Here is an 18,846-nt window from a genome sequence, read left to right as displayed (position 1 = left end):
ATGAGAGTAATAATTGCAATACTATATCTGGTGGGTTGCGCATTTTCTGCATCTGGTAATTTGTCAGATACTTCCAAAGCATTAAAAGTTGGGCAGGTGATGCCTGATATTTTATTGGGTGATATGATTTTTAATCCTGGAAAGGAAAGCCCATTCTTGAAAGGTAAAACAAAATGGAGCGAACTAATGGGAAAAGTAATAATACTTGATTTTTGGATGACAACTTGCGGTTCCTGCATTGAAGGATTTCCCAAAATGTCAAAGCTTAAAGAGCAATTTGAGGATCAGGTAGAAATAATATTGGTTAATCCCTATGAAAGTAAAGAGAAAATAGAAGAATGGATTAAAGTTCAAAACAGAGACGGGAGAAAAGTTCTACCCGACAATCTCACGATGTTGTTTTCGAAAGAACTTGATCAATATTTTCCAACGACGTATTCAACGGGCTTCCATGTCTGGCTTGATAAGGATAGAGTTGTAAGATTGAGAGGAATCTCCGAAAATACTAACGCGACAAAAATAAGGCAGCTAATCAATGGCGATACTATTTCCTTTATTAGAGATTCCCCGCCATTGTTAGATTTGATTAGGCATTCGCTTGTTAAACTTCCCCATGGATCCATAGGTTTTAATTCATATTTTGAAGAATTCAATAGTGAATATGGAGGGCCATATGCCTATGGAAAGCGAAATGTCGTTGATTCTAATTCAAAAACCATACGGACAACATTTATTAATTTGGAGGCAGAAGAATTCATAAAAGAAGCATATAAAAGCGAGTTTGCAAACAACAAAATAATATTAATGGGGGATTTTTATATTTTGGAGAAGCCAAAATTATTGTCGCAAAACCCGAAGTATTACAATGACAATATTGATGACAGTATATTCAGTAGAACGAGACTCTGTTATGAGCAGATTTTACCAATGCACATCCCGGATAGCTTACGTGAAAAATTTATGCGAGATGATTTGAACAAATATTTTTATCAAATGTTTGGAGTAGAAGCTTTTTACGCAACCAGAATGAGGAATTGTTTCAAGTTAATCAAGCTAAATGAAGTAGTATCCACCTCTGCTAGAGTGAAGAGGAAGGCACATAGCAAAGGCGCGTCAAATGGAAAAGGAAAGTTGGAATACAAAAACTTGACGGTACACGAAATATTTGGAAGTTACTTCCAATCTGTTCCGTCTGATTTATTCGGACAAGAAGAACCCTTAATTATTGATGATACCGGTTTTAATGGTAAGATAACTATGTTCCTACCTGACTATACAAAAGTGCTCAATAATTTGGAGGATTTGAGAACCGAGTTAAAAAATGTCGGATTTGACTTGATCTATGGGGAAAGCGCTATCCGAACATTAGTCGTTGGACAACGTGAACATGTCGCTAATTGGTGAGGATAGGGTTAGTCTCGTTCATGTATAATTCGGCCATTCGACCCAAAAAAAGGATCATTTATTGCTATTGAAATAGCTGTGACGATGTCATCGTGAAGATCGGTTTTGGATTGCGGATTGTCAATTACATTCGGTTTGCCTGCATTGTACTGCCCTATAGGAATTAAATCTGATGCTTGAATTTCAATAAAGCATACCTTTCCTTCTCCAGGGCAATTGTGAGGAGGGCCGGTAAATTGAGTATAGGCAGAAGGGTCATAAGGTGTTTTCGAATTTGTGAGGCTCCAGAAGTTTCGAGGGCTTTCCATATGAAAAGAATGGGAAGCAGCAGCTATAGAGAACAATATTAAGATTGCTAGTCCTAGAAATTTATGTTTCATTTTGGACGATTATGCGGTAAAATTAGATTGTCGAAGCGTGATAGGTAGCTAGTGCCGCTCATAAATTATTCGCGAGTTTGTTCCAACATAGGGATCATTTAAGGAGTTTGCTGTTGCATCAGTAATTTGATCGGCAAGATCGAATGTAGTAAATATATCATCGATCACATTTGGTTGCCCCGCGTATGGCTGGCCTGCGGGGATTAGGTCAGAAGTCTGAATGTCTAAGAAGCAAACTTTTCCTTCAAGAGGACAAGAGATTATAGAGTAAATTCTTTCGTACATCCAGGGTGAATATGGATAGTCTGAATTTGTCAACTTCCATAGCTGTCCCGTTACTTTTAATGGAATTGATCTGAACGATATAGCACACACGGCACTTACAAGTAGTATTATCAAAATTAGAAACGCTTTCATAACTACTAGTTTAATAACTAAAAAGCATTGGAGAACACATTCTATCGCTATTAATTTCGTTCGTAAATAATTCGGTTGCTGGAACCTGCGAAAGGATCGTTACCAAATTCGTGAAGCGCCGCCCTTATGTCATCATAAAGTTCGTACGGGTTGAAAGGGTCATCTATCACATTCGGTAGGCCAGCGTTGGGTTGTCCAATCGGAATTAGGTCAAATGGCCCAATATCTATGTAGCAAACACGGCTTTCTGAAGGACACGATGGTAACGGAGTAGTAAACGTCGAATACTTAGCTGGATTATATGGATCGTTAGGGTCATTTAACTTCCATAATTGACCCACTACGTTGATAGAATCAGCTTTAAAGGAAAATGCCGCCATGGAACTGAACAATAGTATGAGCATTTTTATCTTTGCGTACATAGTATTAATATTGGGAAAGATGCCAGGTCTGCCGACCTGGCATCTTAATTTGATAACCTTCGTTATTAGTTGCGTTCGTAGATGATCCTCATGTTAGAACCAGAGAAAGGATCATTCAGGCTGTTGGAAGTTGCAGTTACGATGTCATCGTGAAGATCAGTAGTGGAGAACGGATCATCAACTACATTGGGTTGGCCTGCGTTAGGTTGACCCACGGGGATCAGGTCAGAAGCCTGGATATCGATGTAGCAAACTTTAGTTTCGCTCGGGCAAGAAGGAAGTGGGGAAGTAAACTTCACATACTTTGCAGGGTTGAAGGGTTGGGACAGATCGGTCAGTTGCCACAATTGTCCAACTCTTTTGGTAGATTCTGCTTTGAAAGCGAAAGCGCCGATGGCAGCAACAACGAGAACGGCAAGTGCCAGGAATTTTGTCTTCATGGTTTTTAAATTTTAGATGATTAAAAAATTGTTTATTACCGGTAAATATGTGAGTCGATTATAAAGCAACCGAACTATGTTTAATGTGATTAACCTTATCAAAATAGAGTGCAGATACTGCCAGAATAATGAAGGTGACGTTAAATATGATATGCTGGGCCCAGGTCATTTCAGCAATAAACCCTCCGCAGGTACAAGGCAATTCATTGCTGTTGTAGTTTGTTAAAATATAGGCAAGGTAACCTGTGAAGATAGTTAAAAGTAGTGCCGATAAACCTAATCCCATTCTCTTTGTCTTGTCGAAAATTAATAAGGCTACCAATATCAATTCAATACAAGGAACTAATACTGCAATGAAAGGATAGGTGATTTTGAATATTGGAGATAAACTCAATTGTGCCTGAAATACCTCAAAGCCGAAAAGTTTGCTTAGGGCAGTGTAACCCCATAATGCTATGAGAAGTAGGGTTACTGTTTGGACAAAAATCCCTTTAATATTCATGATATAGTGTTTTCCTATTAGAGAATTCTTAAATGATCCATTATCGGAGGGGCACACCTACGAAACTAGTTAAAAAACTAGTTTCGTAGATCTAGTTAACAATTAAAAAAAGGAAAATGAAACGCCTTAAAGGCTGTCTGCTTTTATATTGCGCTATAAAGGGTCTTTACTATCTGGCTAATTGTCTTTATGGTTATAATCTGTGTTCCTTACTTCAAGCAAATTAATCCGATTCATTCATTTGACCAAGATGAATCACTTGCAAAAAACATTTTATTCTACTGCATCAATATCGCGCCTTATGTGACTGGGTGCAATCCCGAATACCTGACGGAATGATCGGTTAAAGTGGCTCTGTGATTTATACCCTAATTTTAACGCAACTTCTTTTACAGGCATATCGTCCGCAAGTAACGAATATGCGTACTCCATTGAGATCGTCAGGTGATATCGGTGGACGGTGTACTGAAACAGGAATTTAAAACCTTGGGTAAGCTTGGATTCACTGAAACCAGTTCCTCTTAACAGGCTCCTGATCGTGATTGGATTACTTATACTACGTTCAATGTTGCGTTTGACTTGCAGCAGGGCTTCGATTTCATGAATTTGTAATAGCATGCTCGGATATTTTACGCTGAACCTAGACATGATTATACAACAGGGTGCATTATCTGGACATGTTCAGGTGGTTTCCAAAAATGGGTTAATGCCTGCATATACTATTCAAATTTCCAGTAATTCACTGAATTTTGGCCGCAGTAGTAGTAATATCGTCACCCGTGATGATGCGGAACACTGACCTGGGAAACTTTCAGGTCAATGGGCTCCTACGATCAGTTGAATTTGAAGCTGGAGGGCTTAAGGAAAAGGTAGATGCTGAGTACGGCCAACAAAATCAATATAAACCAGATCAGGTAGCGAAAATATTTCGTTTCCCGCCAAAATTCTTTCTCAAAATGCCAAATCGCCGGTAAGGATGAGGAGATAATTAGGATCCAAATGCATAAAATAGTTTGAGCGATTATTTTGGGAGGCTGAACACGGGTGAGGATAAAAGCAAAGGTAGCCACTATAGAAATACAGGTTATGGTTATCCAGGCACCGACCAGCATTTTGGCAATTGTTACGCGCCACCGGTTGAATGTAAATCTTCTCATGGTGATTTTACGATACCAGACGCCGTGGCCCCGATTTAGGGTGAAACCATGGTCACAAACGAGTTTGTTTGAGCGAGTAATAACTACCTGAAATTGAAGGAAAATTCGTAATTTAATTATAAACCCGCTTGTAAGCAGTCCCAGTTAAAACCGGAAAATCAAAGCTTATGTATCTCCCTAATTCCAGCGGCAGCCGCCAGGTTCCTGATGAACTGGTGGAGCACGGATACACGCAACTTTTTAAGGCATTCAACGAGTTGTCACCCATCTGTTCCGAGGTTCAGGAAGAAATCCGAAACAGAACGCGACCGGTATTATACCGGCAACGCGATGTGATCCTACATTATGGCCAGGTATGCCGTTATTGCCTGTTTTTGATCCGTGGTCTGGTCAGGTCTACCTTCATCCTGGATGGTGTGGAGAAAATTGTCTGGTTCATGACAAGTGGCGACGTGGTCATCGCGGTACACAGCTGGTATGAGCAGAAACCAAGTGAGGAGCAGTTAACCGCGCTGAAGGAGACCGTCTGCTTCGCGATGAGCTGGGAGGATGTCGATGAACTGGAACGGAAGTACCCGGATTGGCTGGCCCTGGAACTGGCACTTACCCAGCGGTATTATCGTGATGCAATCCAGCGTACGAAATGGCAGCAGTTTACCACAGAAGGAAGGATTCAGAACCTCGAGCAATTGTACCCGAAGCTTTTTGCAGACGTTCCAGCCAAGCATTTAGCCAATTTTTTAGGTATCTCCAGGGAAACTTTCTCAAGACGGCGTAGCCGCAATTGATGCATTTTTCCTGTGACATTTGACGCAGATCGTAGCCTACACATACCGTAGTTTTGAAATGTTGAATAAACCATTCTGAGTGAAAAACCGGGAAACCCTTTTTACTTATGTGGAAACATAAATAAAAAAAATGCGTTATAATGTATTGTAATGTAATGTATTGGCTTGTTTTAGCCGGAAACGCTTTACCATCTAAATCAGGCGCCCGATTTTTTGCTAACCCTTAAATTTAACAGGTATGATGTATGCTTATGAACAACTCGACAGTATGGTATATCGCGATTTGCGTCCAGAATTATTACTCTCCACCCCACTAACCCCAAAACGGGAGACTGAGATCCTCAAAAAGATCGACGAGGAAATCCAGCAGCTTATCGGGAAGATCAAGCAAAGCGTGTACCAAGCGGCGGACGTAAAGGATGCGGTTCAAAAAGCACATGATACATTGGTACTATTAATCAATAAAGCGTATGACCATGTGACCCACCCGGATTCGGCCCGGGGCCGTGCCGGGCATATTCAGCAACACCTGCTGAGAAAACTAACTTCTACGCTGGCTTTTCTTGAATCCCACTACCCCAAAGCTTTTGACCATGACGAACGGGTGCCGGTTACGCGCCTTGTCGGGGTACGTGAGGAGATCGCGACCAGTACTCAGGCCATACGGGAAAAACTCGAAAACGGACTGAACAGCTCGGAATTGATGCTGGAGATAAAGAAGAAACTGGAGGAGGGCGGAAACAGCCCGAAATTGCAGGACATCATACTGGAGGTGATCAACGACTTCATCGACAAAATCGACCGGGGTGAACACATCACAACAAAAGAAGCGCAATACCACCTCCAGGTTGTCCAGGATATTCTGAACGATGATGGCCAAAAAACCTCGATGTCGAACTGTCCTTCGCTTCACGAACTGCTGATCCATTGGAATGTGAATAGCCGGAAATGCATTCAGTATTTTACCCAGGGCACCGATGAAATGGTGAAGGATTTACCAACTCCCGGAGAAAAACTGGAATTTTTTCAGCAGCAGCTTGTCAACCTGCATAAAATTCCGGACATCCCCGATTTTATCTATAACCCGCGCCTGCCCAGTGTAAAGGCGCATCTTACCGACTATGTTAACCATGAGATCGACTATCTGGAAAAGAAAATCGCCGGACACTATCCCATGCGGGAACAGGTTCCGTTCGTAAGCAATGCCCCTGGCGCGTTCCGCACACTTGTTAAGGTGTCCGTTGACCAGCTAAGCCTATTCATCCGAGCGCTGGATGACACCAGGATCATTGAAGCCAAAAGCAAAAGTGCAATTTTCAAGGCTGTCGCAAGTGCTACCTCTACGCCTGGTGCCCCGGAACCTTCATGGGACAATATGCGATCCAAGTCGTATGCTGTCGAGGAAAGGGACAAGGAGGTTGTACTGGAAATCCTCGGGACGCTGGCTGAGAAGATCAGGTCATATTGAGAAAAATAGCATAACAAAATTTTGAGCACCGAATTTTCGGTGCTTTTTTTTGTCTTTTTTTTCGCAAAAACAGCCTCAAACCTGCCGTGGAGTAGGGCAGCAAAAAAGTTGTGCCCTTTTCGGGCTTTTGTGGGGATTGCCGTCTTGGTTCCTTTGTATTGTCAAGCAACGCCAGTGGAAGCTGGCAATGGTCAAACCAGAAATCTGAAGCGATATGTTGAATGGAATAAGTTGGGGACAGTTTTTTATGGTAGCGGGCGTGCTGCTGGCGGTATACTACCTGTTACTGCTAAAGCCCTGGAAAAATGCCCGGCGCCGGCATGATGCCCCTCAACCGGTCTTACCCGGATCAGGAGAGGCCATGGCTGAGGAGCAGGAATTCCCGGAAGATATGGCTGAGCCCAACGAGAACGAGCTCGGAGTAGCCGAAGAACTTGCCGGCCGGTTAAGGGAGATTATCGGGCAAACCGGGCAGGGAAATTTTGTCCGCGCGGAACTGCTGGTGGACTTACAGGAAGAAATTGCGCTGTATCCCTTTCTGAATAACGACATGTACCGGGCCGCTTTCAATGAACTGGTTCGTGATGAAGTACAAAAGAAATGTGCCGTGGTGCTGAGTGAGCGTGAACTGGATGGACTGTGGGAGTAGCATGCGGCCCCTGCCCGCTGCCTGCCCTGCGGGGCGGGCGGCGGAAAGCAGGAAGAAATTATCCGGGCCGGTGATGTGCAGCTGGGCCATGAGCTGAGGGGGAGCCGCCCGGAGAGTGTTCCAGATCCCGTCGCCAGTTGAAAGCGGCGGCGGGCCGAGGAACAACTAAAATGATTGCCCGGCGAGTGTTGGGATAGGTTCAAATAGGGTTGATGATCCGCCGGGCTGCCTTCGGCCTCCCGCTCTTCGGAGCGGGAGTTGCCGAAAGCGAATGAAGCTGGCCCTTCACCTTCAGTGCTGTAGAGCGAAGCGGGGATCAAGGGAAGTGTTGAAGGCCCGTCCTTCCGGGCCGTTACCATACGGTGGCGGCCCCGGTAAGGAAAAATAAGTGAAGAAATTTTAAACGTGTGAGATATGAAAATGTGTGGTTGGAAGTTTAAAAAAACTTCAAAATGGGGGAAGTATGCCCTTTTACTAATATTTCTTGGGCTTATAACTGCTGTAAATGTAGTTGCCCAAGATGGGGTCAAAGGTATCAACGAGGCCAATACTCAGGTACGCAAGTACTTTGCATCTGGCACCAACTTGATGTATGCTATAGGTGCTATCCTCGGTTTGATCGGCGCAGTAAAAGTTTATTCCAAATGGAATTCGGGTGACCAGGACACCAGTAAAGTGGCTGCAGCATGGTTCGGGAGCTGCATTTTCCTGGTAGTAGTGGCTACAATCATTCAATCATTTTTCGGGGTGTAGGATGGAACAGGAACTTTTGAATGGGTTGACGGCTTATGTAGCCGAAAACAACCCGGAGCTGGCCATCACTTTGAGCCCTAAGGTTTCCATGATCGATTTTTTGAACGGGAAAGTTCAGCTTGTGTTGCCTGTAGCGGCGCGCCTAATCCAAAGTGGAAAGTCCAAAGACGAAGTAATCCGTGCCTGTATAAATATTATGACGGTGGAACTGCGCCCTTCCCGATACCAGTACATTCGTGGCCTGGTCGAAAGTGATTTTCCCGAAGATTTTCTGCGCATGCAGGCTAATGGCGTATTGAAGGCAGAAGTCGTACACCTGGTCTGTTCAGCGGCCATCATCTTTCGAAGTTTTGATTTTTCAGAGGAAACGGCCCAATCGAATTTGCTGCGCCATGCTATCGTTGCCCACATCGCTGATCATCTCAATTAATTGAAGAAGAGAAGGATAATCCCGTGCATCGAAACGAAGATGAAGGGTGTCAGGCTGCTGTGGCTGTTGTACAAGGTATGCGCTTTTCACCCATTTCGCGCATTTTGGCCACCTAACGCCGGCGTGTTACCAGCACGGCATCCGGTCAATAACACAGCGGTGTGTATGTACGGGATTATTATAAGTAATGTAAATGAAGAATTATGAATAGTGTATACCGCGTAAATAAAGGGATCAACAAGAGCATTGAATTTAAAGGGCTCAAGGCACAATACATCTGGTATTTCGCTGGCGGCATCATGGGGCTTATGATCCTTTTTTCACTGATGTATATCGCCGGTGTGAACACATATGTAGGCCTTGCGATCATACTTTCAGGAGGTGGCGCACTGACCTATAAAGTTTACCAGTTGAGTGGAAAGTATGGCGAGTTCGGTATGATGAAAGCGGCAGCCCGGTTAAGGGTTCCTAAGGTACTCAGATGCAATTCCAGGAGGGTTTTCATGTTAGCGGGGATGTCACGGAAGGCATCGGTGAAGGAAATAAATATAAAGGGTAATGATAGACTATAGAGGAATGATCGTGATTCAGGGCGACCTGTTTATGTCAAGCGACAACGGAAAGATTCTCTTCCCGGTGGAAAGACCTTCCCGGGGTTTTCGGGTAGCTGCGATGGAGAAAGTAGGGGCAGAATACCGCGGGGTTTACGATACCATGATCGGCAAAATCATAAAAATGCCGATCGATGACAAAGAGTTGGTGAAAAATACAAGGTTAAAGCACATTTCCATCCCCGAAGTGGTATTGAATGAAATGGCTGTCATGTCCGACGCTGCCCGCGGGCAGTTCAATAAGGTAAGCCTTAGCCAGGGCAAGGGGTTTTATCTTGTCGACCGGGAGCTTTCACAGCGATTGAATGGCCGTTTACCAAGGATCGAGTTTGACGGGACAACTTATCTGGTGGATATTAAGCGAAATGAATTCCGAGGGATTACACGGCCCGGAGCCCGTCTTCAGTTACAGCCTGAAAGCCCCTGGCAGCAGACCTTGCAGCTTTACGATCAGGAAGGAAAAATTTTCCGCAACATCAATACACTGAACCCTTCCCAGGATCATCATTTGAAGGTGGTAACCCTGCCGGCAGTCGGTCAGTTCGATATTGTAGGGATGGCCCAACTGAGTGAACTGAGTGGAACGTCCCTGGTATGCGATTTCCCGCTGAAGCCTGATCCTTCGCAAATAAAGGTTCAGACTGTGCAGGAGTACCTGGGTCAGCTCGAGAGAATCCGGGAAGAACGGAAAGAGAAAGAACGAATTATAAACAATGTAGAGAAAAAGCTGCTGAAACAAGCCCGCAAGAAAGGTTTGAAGCGGTAGTGCGATCAGCGGCTTTTAGGCGTTGTTCAACCCAAATTGAGTGAGAAAGGAAAATGTGAAATATGGAAAAGTGGTTGGAGGAGTTGTTTCCTATTATGGATGTGGAGCATGATTGCATCCTGTCAAAGCAAGGTGACATTACCGTTGCCTATAAGTTAGAACTGCCGGAAATATTTACCCTGAGCAATCAGGAGTATGAGGCCTTTCACCACGCCTGGATCAAGGCGATAAGGGTGTTGCCGAACTATACGGTTCTGCATAAACAGGATTGGTTCCTCGACAAAAAATTCCGCGGGGAGGTCACTAATCCGTCGGCGGAACCCAGAAGTTTCCTGGATCGGGCCAGTGACCGGTTTTTCTATGAAAGGCCGTATCTGGAGCATACCTCTTATATTTTCCTGACAAAGAAACCCGAAGAAAGAAAGACATCAAATTCCATGTTTTCCAGCCTGCTCCGCAGGTCTATTGTGCCCGAGCAAACCATCAAGCCGCGGTTGCTACAGGATTTTTTGGGTGCTGCCGGGCAGTTCTGCCGGATTCTGGAAGACAGTGGTTTTGCAAAGATCAGGAGACTTCCCTCAGAAGAGTTGTTGAGCCAGGCACGAAAGGTAGGGGTAGTCGAACGCTATTGTACCCTTTCGGAGAACCAGTCCCGGCCGGAAATGCTGGACATTCAGTTTAAAAATAACATACATGTCGGTGGCAAGCAATGCCAGATCTTTTCGTTAGGCGACGCGGTCGATCTGCCTTCGCTATGTGGGTCTCGCATCAACTACGACCGGTACTCTACAGACCGGACGAAATTCAGTGTCGGATTTTCTTCCTGTCTGGGTCAGCTGCTGCCCTGCAACCATATCTATAACCAGTACCTGTTTATTGAAGACGCTGCCAAAACGATACGGAAGCTGGAAAGTAAGCGGCTGCGGCTCCAGTCGCTGTCGGCCTATTCCCGGGAGAATGCCATATCACGAGACGCTACCAATGATTTTTTGAATGAGGCCATCGCCGAGCAGCGTGCCCCGGTCAAGGCGCATTTCAATATCATGGTGTGGACTGACCAAGAGGAAGAGTTTAAAGACCTGAAGAACATGGTCGGTTCAGCCCTCGCTCAAATGGATGCAGTAGCTAAACTGGAAACAGCCGGAGCGCCACAGATCTTTTGGGCCGGAATTCCGGGAAATGCGGCGGACTTCCCGATGAACGATACGTTTGATACGTTTGCCGAGCAGGCGAGCTGTTTTCTGAACCTGGAAACCAGTTACCGGAGTTCAGTCAGTCCGTTCGGTATCCGTCTGGGTGACCGGCTGACCGGCAAGCCCCTTCATGTGGATATCAGTGATGAGCCTATGGGGAAGATCATCACCAACAGGAACAAGTTTATCCTGGGCCCTTCCGGATCGGGGAAGAGTTTTTTTACCAACCATATGGTGCGCAGCTATTACGAGCAGGGCTCACACATCGTGATTGTCGATGTGGGCCACTCCTATAAGGGGCTGTGTGACATGGTGGGTGGCTATTACTTCACGTATTCAGATGACAACCCTATTAAGTTCAACCCTTTTTTTATAGGTGAAGGCGATTCCCTGGATATTGAGACCAAGGAAAGCATTAAAACCTTGCTGTTGGCCCTTTGGAAGAAGGATGATGAACCCTACAGGCGTAGCGAATATGTGGCGCTGAGCAACGCGATCCAACTGTATTACGAGAAGCTGGAGCGTGAACCTGATATTTTCCCCAGCTTCGACACCTTCTATGAGTTCCTCAAAGAAGAGTTCGCTGAAGTAATGAAGGGACAGGGTGTAAAGGATAAGGACTTCGATATTTCCAATTTCCTTTTTGTTCTGCGGCCCTATTACCTGGGAGGGGAATACGATTACCTGCTCAATGCCAAAGAGAACTTGAACCTGCTTAATGAACGGCTCGTGGTCTACGAGATTGACGCAATAAAAGACAATCCTATCCTCTTTCCAACGGCCGTCATTATTATAATGCAGGTATTCATTAATAAGATGCGTAAGCTGAAGGGGCAGCGAAAAATGATCCTGATTGAGGAGGCCTGGAAGGCACTGATGAAGGAGGGTTTCGCTGAATACATCAAGTATCTGTTTAAAACCGTACGGAAGTTTTTCGGCGAGGCTATCGTAGTAACGCAGGAGGTGGAGGATATCATTTCTTCTCCGATCGTAAAACAGGCGATTATCAATAACAGCGACTGTAAAATACTGCTTGACCAAAGCAAATACCAAAACAAATTCGACCAGATACAGGAACTGCTCGGGTTAACAGAGAAGGAAAAAGCGCAGGTGCTGTCGGTAAATAAAGCGAATGATTCCGGAAAAAAGTATAAGGAGGTGTTCATCTCGCTCGGCGGGGTTTCATCGAAGGTTTATCGTACGGAGGTTTCACCAGAGGAGTACCTGGCTTACACTACTGAACAGACGGAGAAGGTGAAGGTTTTTGAATATGCAGAGAAGTACGGTAGCATCCAGAAAGGGATCCAGATGCTGGCGGCGGAGCTGAAAAAATAAACAGATCATGAACAACGAGAAGAAAGCACTGGATATAATAAGTGAATTGCAGGCATTCGTAAAGATACTGGAAGGAAAGGGATACCAAGGTGTTCATATGCTTATCGGAGATGATACCGGTGACACGGCTTTGAATATTATGGGTTACCTGGCGCTTAAAAAGGGAGAAGCCAGCTGGCAGGATTTGCATGAAAAGGCCACTGTCAGAAAGGATGTTTTCCCGATCTATGCAAGTATGTCTATTCAGGAAAACAAGCCGGGCAATCCCCTGTCGGACTACAGTTTTAGAATAGATTATAACGTAAAAAGGGGATTCCATGTAACGCAAATGGGAATGGGGAGATCCTATTCTGATTGCACTTATACCACCGTTGACGTAGATCTTGGAGTTAACCTCGGGCGTTCCAGCATTCCAACGTTCAAAAAAATGAACGCTTTTCTGGACAGGGCTGATCAGACAAGGAGGAAAAATAGGCAGACTACACTAGATATAAAAACGAATGTCCGTAGCGTAATGAGCAGAGGGCAGGCAATCAAGGGATCATAAGAAAGGTTTATACAGAGGTGATAATAAAGAAAAAAGGAGGTGAACATGAAAAAGTGGGGATTGATTTTCCTATTGATATCAGGGCTGGTAGTAGTCCCTACACAGAAAAGTCATGCCGTATGGTGGTGGGTAGTTAAAGCGGCGGTGAAGAAAGCGATCAAGGCGGCGGATCTGGCTATCCAGAAACAGCAAAACAAAGTGATCTGGTTGCAGAATGCGCAAAAAACCGTGGAAAACACGATGTCGAAGCTAAAATTGGACGAAATCAGCGACTGGACGCAGCGTCAACGTGATCTGTATAAGGACTACTTCGACGAGTTGAAAAAGGTGAAGGCAGTGATCACTTATTACCAGCGTATAAGAGCCATTACTGCTTCCCAGCTGGCGCTGGTGGAGGAATACAAGCGGGCCTGGGCTTTATTCAGAAAGGATAAAAATTTCAGTGCAGAAGAATTGGAGAACATGGGAAAGGTGTATGAAGGGATTCTGGAATCGACTATCGACAACATCAACCAGCTGGGCATCATCATCAATTCTTTTCGAACCCAAATGTCCGACGCAAAGCGGCTGGAGATCATAGCGGCAATAGCTGAACGAGTCGACAACAACTATTTTGATTTGAAGCAGTTCAATACCGAGAACGCACTGACCAGTCTGAGCCGTACGCAGGAGCGGTCGGAAGTCGAGCGGTCAAAACGGCTGCATGGTATCGGTGAAAGATAACCAGTGCTCAATAGACCGAAAAGTGTGGATGTGGGATAAAAGATGTGAAAATGAAAATTCAGTTAACAATGATACTGCTTGTATTGCTTCAGGGAAGTGTGCAGGCGCAGTTTTTTAGCCAGAAGTCTGCCCAGCTGAGGCGGCTTGCCGAGCAGGTCGTCGCCCTGAAGGCATATGGAGAAGTGCTCTGGAAAGGCTATAAAACCGCAAACAAAGGGTTGGGTATAATCCGGGATATAAAAAATGGAGATTTCAAATTGCACGACCTGTTTTTCCAGGAGCTGGAGAAAGTTAACCCGAATATCCGGCGATATGCCCCAGCCGCTAAGATGGTCGTCCTGCAAGTGGAAACGATAAGAACTGCCAGCAAAGCAGTGAAGCTGATCAGGGCTGACCGGGGTTACGGCGAAGAAGACCTGCTGTTCCTCGAGCGGTTATTAGAACATATCGTCGCTAATGGTAAGCGAATCCTGGAGGAATTTTCTACGATTTACCGCGATGGCGCCCTTAAACTGACTGATGACGAGCGGGTTGTAAGAATTGATAAGCTGTACACCCAGATGCTGGACAATTACCGCGATGCACAGGATGTGGCGACGGAGCTCGCACTGAGTAACATGAACAAGACGCATGCAGGAGAAGAGATTGCGCGCAGCAGAAGGTTATATCTAATTAATAGATGATATGAAAAGGATAATGATTTTGTGTGGTGTGGTGATGTGGAGTATCGCTTTTTCACCGATAAGGGCGGCCGCGCAGGCAAACGAGCTCGCCCAGCTTGCGCTGAATATTGAGAAGCTGATGCAGTTCAGGAGCATCCTTTCTGATCTGAGAAAGGGCTACCAGATCGTCAGCAAGGGTTATGGTCTGGTAAAAGACCTGAGCAAAGGGAATTTCAGCCTTCACAAGACTTTCCTTGATGGTCTGCTGGAGGTAAGTCCGGCCGTCCGCAACTATTACAAGGTTGGTTTGATCGTGGAGCGCCAAATGCGGTTGGTATCGTTATGCAAAAGAGGCTTATCGCATTTCAAGGCAAGTGGGTTACTGGTTCCCGGCGAATTGGCTCACCTGGAGAAGGTATACGGTAGGGTTATGAGCGAAAGTCTGGATAACCTTGCTGAGCTCGCGAATGTACTGACATCTGGTAAATACCGAATGAGCGACGATGAGCGCCTAAAAACCATCGACCGGATTTTCTCGGATCTGGAAAATGATTTTGTATTCCTGCGTGAATTCAACGCTGATACGGGCGTACGGATACGTCTGCGGCAGGGAGAGCGGGGAGACGTGGACGGAATGAGGAAAATTTATGGATTAAAATAGGAGTAAATGAAAAAGTGTCTGTGTTTGGTTGGGATTGTGCTGTTGGTGACACTTCCGAATTTGGCTTCCGCGCGGGATTTTGCGGATAAACTGGAAGGGTTTCATGCGGTGCTGAGCAATTTGTATGATGAAATGATGCCGCTGTGCAAGGATTTGATTGATGTCGGGAAGGGCATTGCAGGGTTTGCGGCGCTTTGGTACATAGCATCCAGGGTCTGGCGCCATCTGGCGAATGCCGAGCCGATCGATTTTTACCCACTCTTCCGCCCTTTTGTATTGGGTTTCTGTATTGTCACTTTCGATATCACGGTTTTGGGCACGATGAACGGCTTGCTAAAACCGATTGTTACCGGTACGGCAACTATGGTCGAAAAAACTGACGACGCCGTGGCGGCATTGCTGAAGCAGAAGGAACAGGCGATTAAGAATACCGATGCCTGGAAAATGTATGTGGGTGAAAACGCCACCGGTAACCGTGACCTGTGGTACCGTCACACCTATAGTGATAAAAATCCTGACGAAGAGGGGCCATTCGAGTTCATCGGAAACCAGGTGAAGTTTATCGGTGAAAAAATGGCCTATAACCTGCGTAATACGGTAAAGCAGTGGATGAATGAAGTCCTGCAGATTTTGTTCCAGGCAGCTTCCCTGTGTATCAATACCATGAGCACCTTTCAGCGGATCGTGCTTTCTATCCTCGGGCCGCTTGTTTTCGGGCTTGCTGTTTTCGATGGGTTCGCCCACACGCTGACCGCGTGGCTGGCGAAATACATAAACGTTTACATGTGGCTGCCGGTAGCGAACATATTCGGGGCCATTATTGGCAAGATTCAGGTCGAAATGCTGAAGCTGGAGCTTGGAAGTGCATATCAGTCAGGGGAATCCCTGTTCAGTGCGACCGATACGGGGTACTTGGTGTTCATGATCATCGGGATCGTTGGATATTTCACGGTACCCAGCGTAGCCGGATTTGTTGTAAATGCTGGTGGTGGCGGCGCGATGCTTCAGAAAATTACGAGCATGGCTACTTCGGTGGCCGGAGGCGCTGCTGGTGGCGTGGTAAGCAGAGCGGGACAAGGAATGAGCAATATTGCCGATGCAAAGCAGCATTTCAATGAAGGTCTGAGCGGCCAGGCGTCCGGAACTGGTGTGTCAGGTATGGTCGGTCGTATGGCTGGTAACAGTTATATCGCCAGTAAGATTGCGGGCTCAGGCAGTGATGAGAAAAAATAGTGTTGAATGAAAATGAGGGGGAGATGTTTAGAGCAGCGAAGAATGTCGATACGGCATTTAAATTTATACGTACGACGTGTGTAACGGTTATCGGAGGTTGTCTGCTTATTACAACCGTCACAGTTTATAAGAGTTATGAATTCAGCAAGGCCGCACAGGGGAAGATATATGTTATCGCCAATGGAAAGGCGTTGGAGGCTTTGTCAGCAGAGCGAAAGGATAATGTACCGATCGAGGCCCGCGATCATATAAAAATGTTCCACCATTATTTCTTTACACTGTCCCCCGACGAAAAGGCGATCCGAGAAAACATCACCAAGGCGTTATACCTGGCCGATGGTTCCGCCAAACGACAGTATGACAACCTGGAGGAGAACAAATATTTCTCCAACATGATCAGCGGAAACGTAAACCAGACCATACAGGTAGATTCAATTCAACTTGATTTAAGCAGTTATCCTCACTATTTCCGGTGTTACGCCGTGCAGGAACTTACCAGGCCTACCAGCGTGGTTACCCGCAAGCTGGTCACCGAAGGACAGCTGCGCAATGTAGGTCGTAGTGAGAATAATTCCCATGGATTTTTAATTGAGCGGTGGACTGTCGTAGAAAACAGGGATATCAACATAAAAAACAGGTAATGGGAAGGAAGGAAAAGGAGTTAAGCGCACGGCAGGTAAAAGTCGCAGAAACGCTATCGGGTGTGCTGCTGAAAATACAACGATCGTGGTCTGCCACGATGGGAAGTTACTTCAACGGACTGAGCTTACCGGTGAGGAAGATTTGCTTTTACGCCTGGTGCTGCGTTGCAGCTATACCCTGTTGCATGTTGATTTTAAAGCCATTTACCCGTAGGCCTGACGTTCCGGTGGGCCGGGTGGTGCCACGGTCAGCGCCGGGCCTGCCACGCTTACCGGTGCCAGAGAAGACTGATCAACAGGAGCTGGATAGGGCCGTAAAACGGTTCAATCAATTCCGTGACAGCCTGGAGAAGGAGGGCGGTGCAGCCTGGGAGCGGTTTCGGCGCATGTACAAACTAAAAAACATTGACACAACTAAAATTTAAGATAATGAATTCAACACTTTCTAATGAACAACGTAAGCGGAGGGCGGCGATCGTATTGCCGCTACTGGTATTGCCTTTCGCGGCTTTGCTTTTTTCGGTTCTGGGTGGTGGAAAGACGGGCCAGGCAAAGGCTGCTGGCCTCACCGAAAAGAGATTAAAAACAGATTTACCGGATGTGAATCTGAAGAACGAAGGCCTGGACAAGATGAGTTATTATGACCAGGCCAGAACGGATTCGTTGAAAAGAGTTGAGCTTATGCGAAACGATCCTTACTACCAGCCGGGAAGCCAGCCGGCAGATGTAAACAGCGGGCAGTTTCCGGGAGGGATTTATGGGGGTGGATTCAGCGGAGGCGGGAATATGCGCAGGCAGGAAGCTATGATATACGATAAGATCAATGATATCAATTTATCGATGGGTCAAAATTATCCTGGGGCTTCTGCGCAGCCGTTTAGCTCAGGTCCAAAAACAACAGGGGTAATGTCAGAAGATCTCGACCGGCTGGAACAAATGATGTCCATGATGCAGGGCCAGCAGCAACCGGATCGGGAGGTTATGGAACTCGGCAATCTGCTGAAAAGCATCCAGGAAATTCAAAACCCGGAGCTCGTAAGGCAGCGGCTTAGAGATCAATCCGCGAAGAATAAAGGCCAGGTTTTTTCTGTAAAAACCAACCGTACGTCGGATATCGTATCGGTATTGGAAACAGAAAAAAGGCCGTCTTCAGGCAATGGGTTTTATGGCCTCGAAGAGACCGCAGAACAAAATCCCGGCACCGCGGTACGGGCGGTAGTGCATGAATCGCAGGTTCTGACTGAAGGGGCCCGGGTGAAATTTCGCCTGAAGGATGATGTTTTCATAAACGGAACCTTTATCCCCAAAGACAATTTTATCCATGGCACTGCCAGTTTGCAGGGCGAGCGGCTGGAAGTTGAAATCGATCAGATTCAGTTCAGGGGCGCATTGTTGCCCGTTAAACTGACAGTTTACGACCTGGACGGCCTTCCAGGGATACACATACCCGGTGCGATCGCCAGGGATGTTGCCAAACAAAGCGGAACTGACGCTATCCAGGGTGTTGGACTCTCCACTCTTGATCCTTCGCTTGCGGCCCAGGCGGCAACCGCTGGGGTTGAGCTAACCAAAACCCTGTTGAGTAAAAAAATGAAGTTGGTGAAGGTGACCGTTAAGGCTGGTTACCAGGTGCTGTTAAAAGACGAAAATCAAAAACAATAAAC

General features: G+C 46.0%; 21 protein-coding genes. 17 read left to right on the top strand and 4 right to left on the bottom strand.

Features of this window, described 5'->3' with window-relative positions:
* Entirely contained in the window at positions 1-1,404 is a 1,404-nt protein-coding gene (locus ABIE26_RS14640) for a TlpA family protein disulfide reductase (protein ID WP_354375918.1), read from the top strand.
* 8 nt (positions 1,405-1,412) lie between these two features.
* On the opposite strand, the gene ABIE26_RS14635 is transcribed toward ABIE26_RS14640, so the two are convergent.
* From ABIE26_RS14635 to ABIE26_RS14620, 4 genes are all read right to left on the bottom strand, one after another.
* Positions 1,413-1,784, bottom strand: a complete 372-nt coding sequence (locus ABIE26_RS14635; protein WP_354375916.1) for a hypothetical protein — start codon at positions 1,782-1,784, stop codon at positions 1,413-1,415.
* Between the two features lie 904 nt (positions 1,785-2,688).
* Complete coding sequence (locus tag ABIE26_RS14630; protein ID WP_354375914.1) at positions 2,689-3,063, bottom strand: hypothetical protein; 375 nt, start codon at positions 3,061-3,063, stop codon at positions 2,689-2,691.
* Between the two features lie 58 nt (positions 3,064-3,121).
* A complete protein-coding gene (locus ABIE26_RS14625; RefSeq protein WP_354375912.1) occupies positions 3,122-3,565 on the bottom strand; it encodes a MauE/DoxX family redox-associated membrane protein in 444 nt (147 codons plus the stop codon).
* A 273-nt stretch (positions 3,566-3,838) separates the two neighbouring features.
* Positions 3,839-4,183 carry a helix-turn-helix transcriptional regulator gene (locus tag ABIE26_RS14620; protein ID WP_354375910.1) on the bottom strand — a complete coding sequence of 115 codons (345 nt, stop codon included), beginning with the start codon at positions 4,181-4,183 and terminating at the stop codon, positions 3,839-3,841.
* A 796-nt stretch (positions 4,184-4,979) separates the two neighbouring features.
* Between ABIE26_RS14620 and ABIE26_RS14615 the strand changes: the two genes are divergently transcribed.
* From ABIE26_RS14615 to traM, 16 genes are all read left to right on the top strand, one after another.
* Positions 4,980-5,510 carry a Crp/Fnr family transcriptional regulator gene (locus tag ABIE26_RS14615; protein WP_354375908.1) on the top strand — a complete coding sequence of 177 codons (531 nt, stop codon included), beginning with the start codon at positions 4,980-4,982 and terminating at the stop codon, positions 5,508-5,510.
* Positions 5,511-5,955: 445 nt separating this feature from the next.
* Complete coding sequence (locus ABIE26_RS14610; RefSeq protein ID WP_354375906.1) at positions 5,956-6,978, top strand: hypothetical protein; 1,023 nt, start codon at positions 5,956-5,958, stop codon at positions 6,976-6,978.
* Positions 6,979-7,192: 214 nt separating this feature from the next.
* Positions 7,193-7,627 carry a hypothetical protein gene (locus ABIE26_RS14605; protein WP_354375904.1) on the top strand — a complete coding sequence of 145 codons (435 nt, stop codon included), beginning with the start codon at positions 7,193-7,195 and terminating at the stop codon, positions 7,625-7,627.
* 414 nt (positions 7,628-8,041) lie between these two features.
* Entirely contained in the window at positions 8,042-8,380 is a 339-nt protein-coding gene (locus ABIE26_RS14600; protein WP_354375902.1) for a DUF4134 domain-containing protein, read from the top strand.
* A gap of 16 nt (positions 8,381-8,396) precedes the next feature.
* Positions 8,397-8,810 (top strand): hypothetical protein, encoded by a 414-nt coding sequence (locus ABIE26_RS14595; RefSeq protein WP_354375900.1) that lies wholly within the window; start codon positions 8,397-8,399, stop codon positions 8,808-8,810.
* 203 nt (positions 8,811-9,013) lie between these two features.
* Positions 9,014-9,382 (top strand): DUF4133 domain-containing protein, encoded by a 369-nt coding sequence (locus ABIE26_RS14590; RefSeq protein ID WP_354375898.1) that lies wholly within the window; start codon positions 9,014-9,016, stop codon positions 9,380-9,382.
* Positions 9,369-10,187, top strand: coding sequence for a hypothetical protein (locus tag ABIE26_RS14585; RefSeq protein ID WP_354375896.1), 819 nt, complete (start codon positions 9,369-9,371; stop codon positions 10,185-10,187). The genes ABIE26_RS14590 and ABIE26_RS14585 overlap by 14 nt, the downstream gene beginning before the upstream one ends.
* 62 nt (positions 10,188-10,249) lie before the next feature.
* Positions 10,250-12,715, top strand: coding sequence for a TraG family conjugative transposon ATPase (locus tag ABIE26_RS14580; RefSeq protein ID WP_354375894.1), 2,466 nt, complete (start codon positions 10,250-10,252; stop codon positions 12,713-12,715).
* Positions 12,716-12,722: 7 nt separating this feature from the next.
* On the top strand, positions 12,723-13,262 hold the full coding sequence (locus ABIE26_RS14575) for a hypothetical protein (protein ID WP_354375892.1): 540 nt from the start codon (positions 12,723-12,725) through the stop codon (positions 13,260-13,262).
* 45 nt (positions 13,263-13,307) lie between these two features.
* Complete coding sequence (locus ABIE26_RS14570; RefSeq protein ID WP_354375890.1) at positions 13,308-13,985, top strand: conjugal transfer protein TraI; 678 nt, start codon at positions 13,308-13,310, stop codon at positions 13,983-13,985.
* 50 nt (positions 13,986-14,035) lie between these two features.
* Positions 14,036-14,668 carry a hypothetical protein gene (locus ABIE26_RS14565; protein ID WP_354375888.1) on the top strand — a complete coding sequence of 211 codons (633 nt, stop codon included), beginning with the start codon at positions 14,036-14,038 and terminating at the stop codon, positions 14,666-14,668.
* A gap of 1 nt (position 14,669) precedes the next feature.
* On the top strand, positions 14,670-15,308 hold the full coding sequence (locus ABIE26_RS14560) for a TerB family tellurite resistance protein (protein WP_354375887.1): 639 nt from the start codon (positions 14,670-14,672) through the stop codon (positions 15,306-15,308).
* A gap of 6 nt (positions 15,309-15,314) precedes the next feature.
* Positions 15,315-16,541 carry a conjugative transposon protein TraJ gene (traJ, locus tag ABIE26_RS14555; protein WP_354375885.1) on the top strand — a complete coding sequence of 409 codons (1,227 nt, stop codon included), beginning with the start codon at positions 15,315-15,317 and terminating at the stop codon, positions 16,539-16,541.
* A 23-nt stretch (positions 16,542-16,564) separates the two neighbouring features.
* Positions 16,565-17,182, top strand: coding sequence for a conjugative transposon protein TraK (traK, locus tag ABIE26_RS14550; RefSeq protein WP_354375883.1), 618 nt, complete (start codon positions 16,565-16,567; stop codon positions 17,180-17,182).
* The gene (locus ABIE26_RS14545; protein ID WP_354375881.1) at positions 17,182-17,607 is read left to right on the top strand and encodes a hypothetical protein; all 426 of its coding nucleotides are present in this window, start codon (positions 17,182-17,184) and stop codon (positions 17,605-17,607) included. Before traK ends, ABIE26_RS14545 begins: the two co-directional genes overlap by 1 nt.
* A gap of 4 nt (positions 17,608-17,611) precedes the next feature.
* Positions 17,612-18,844, top strand: a complete 1,233-nt coding sequence (gene traM / locus ABIE26_RS14540; RefSeq protein ID WP_354375879.1) for a conjugative transposon protein TraM — start codon at positions 17,612-17,614, stop codon at positions 18,842-18,844.
* The last annotated feature ends 2 nt before the right edge of the window (positions 18,845-18,846 follow it).

The sequence above is a fragment of the Pedobacter africanus genome (assembly GCF_040548825.1).
Classification (GTDB): Bacteria; Bacteroidota; Bacteroidia; order Sphingobacteriales; family Sphingobacteriaceae; genus Pedobacter; species Pedobacter africanus_A.
The sequence above is the reverse complement of the archived record's forward strand: the minus strand, read 5'-3'. Positions and strand labels throughout refer to the sequence as shown.

Bases quoted from the DNA above. Each gene is read 5' to 3' on its own strand.
- ABIE26_RS14625 (WP_354375912.1), bottom strand. From the start codon at position 3,565: ATGAATATTAAAGGGATTTTTGTCCAAACAGTAACCCTACTTCTCATA.
- ABIE26_RS14580 (WP_354375894.1), top strand. From the start codon at position 10,250: ATGGAAAAGTGGTTGGAGGAGTTGTTTCCTATTATGGATGTGGAGCAT.
- ABIE26_RS14590 (WP_354375898.1), top strand. From the start codon at position 9,014: ATGAATAGTGTATACCGCGTAAATAAAGGGATCAACAAGAGCATTGAA.
- ABIE26_RS14600 (WP_354375902.1), top strand. From the start codon at position 8,042: ATGAAAATGTGTGGTTGGAAGTTTAAAAAAACTTCAAAATGGGGGAAG.
- ABIE26_RS14640 (WP_354375918.1), top strand. From the start codon at position 1: ATGAGAGTAATAATTGCAATACTATATCTGGTGGGTTGCGCATTTTCT.
- ABIE26_RS14620 (WP_354375910.1), bottom strand. From the start codon at position 4,183: ATGCTATTACAAATTCATGAAATCGAAGCCCTGCTGCAAGTCAAACGC.
- ABIE26_RS14575 (WP_354375892.1), top strand. From the start codon at position 12,723: ATGAACAACGAGAAGAAAGCACTGGATATAATAAGTGAATTGCAGGCA.
- traM (WP_354375879.1), top strand. From the start codon at position 17,612: ATGAATTCAACACTTTCTAATGAACAACGTAAGCGGAGGGCGGCGATC.
- traK (WP_354375883.1), top strand. From the start codon at position 16,565: ATGTTTAGAGCAGCGAAGAATGTCGATACGGCATTTAAATTTATACGT.
- ABIE26_RS14565 (WP_354375888.1), top strand. From the start codon at position 14,036: ATGAAAATTCAGTTAACAATGATACTGCTTGTATTGCTTCAGGGAAGT.
- ABIE26_RS14545 (WP_354375881.1), top strand. From the start codon at position 17,182: ATGGGAAGGAAGGAAAAGGAGTTAAGCGCACGGCAGGTAAAAGTCGCA.
- ABIE26_RS14560 (WP_354375887.1), top strand. From the start codon at position 14,670: ATGAAAAGGATAATGATTTTGTGTGGTGTGGTGATGTGGAGTATCGCT.
- traJ (WP_354375885.1), top strand. From the start codon at position 15,315: ATGAAAAAGTGTCTGTGTTTGGTTGGGATTGTGCTGTTGGTGACACTT.
- ABIE26_RS14585 (WP_354375896.1), top strand. From the start codon at position 9,369: ATGATAGACTATAGAGGAATGATCGTGATTCAGGGCGACCTGTTTATG.
- ABIE26_RS14635 (WP_354375916.1), bottom strand. From the start codon at position 1,784: ATGAAACATAAATTTCTAGGACTAGCAATCTTAATATTGTTCTCTATA.
- ABIE26_RS14605 (WP_354375904.1), top strand. From the start codon at position 7,193: ATGTTGAATGGAATAAGTTGGGGACAGTTTTTTATGGTAGCGGGCGTG.
- ABIE26_RS14630 (WP_354375914.1), bottom strand. From the start codon at position 3,063: ATGAAGACAAAATTCCTGGCACTTGCCGTTCTCGTTGTTGCTGCCATC.
- ABIE26_RS14570 (WP_354375890.1), top strand. From the start codon at position 13,308: ATGAAAAAGTGGGGATTGATTTTCCTATTGATATCAGGGCTGGTAGTA.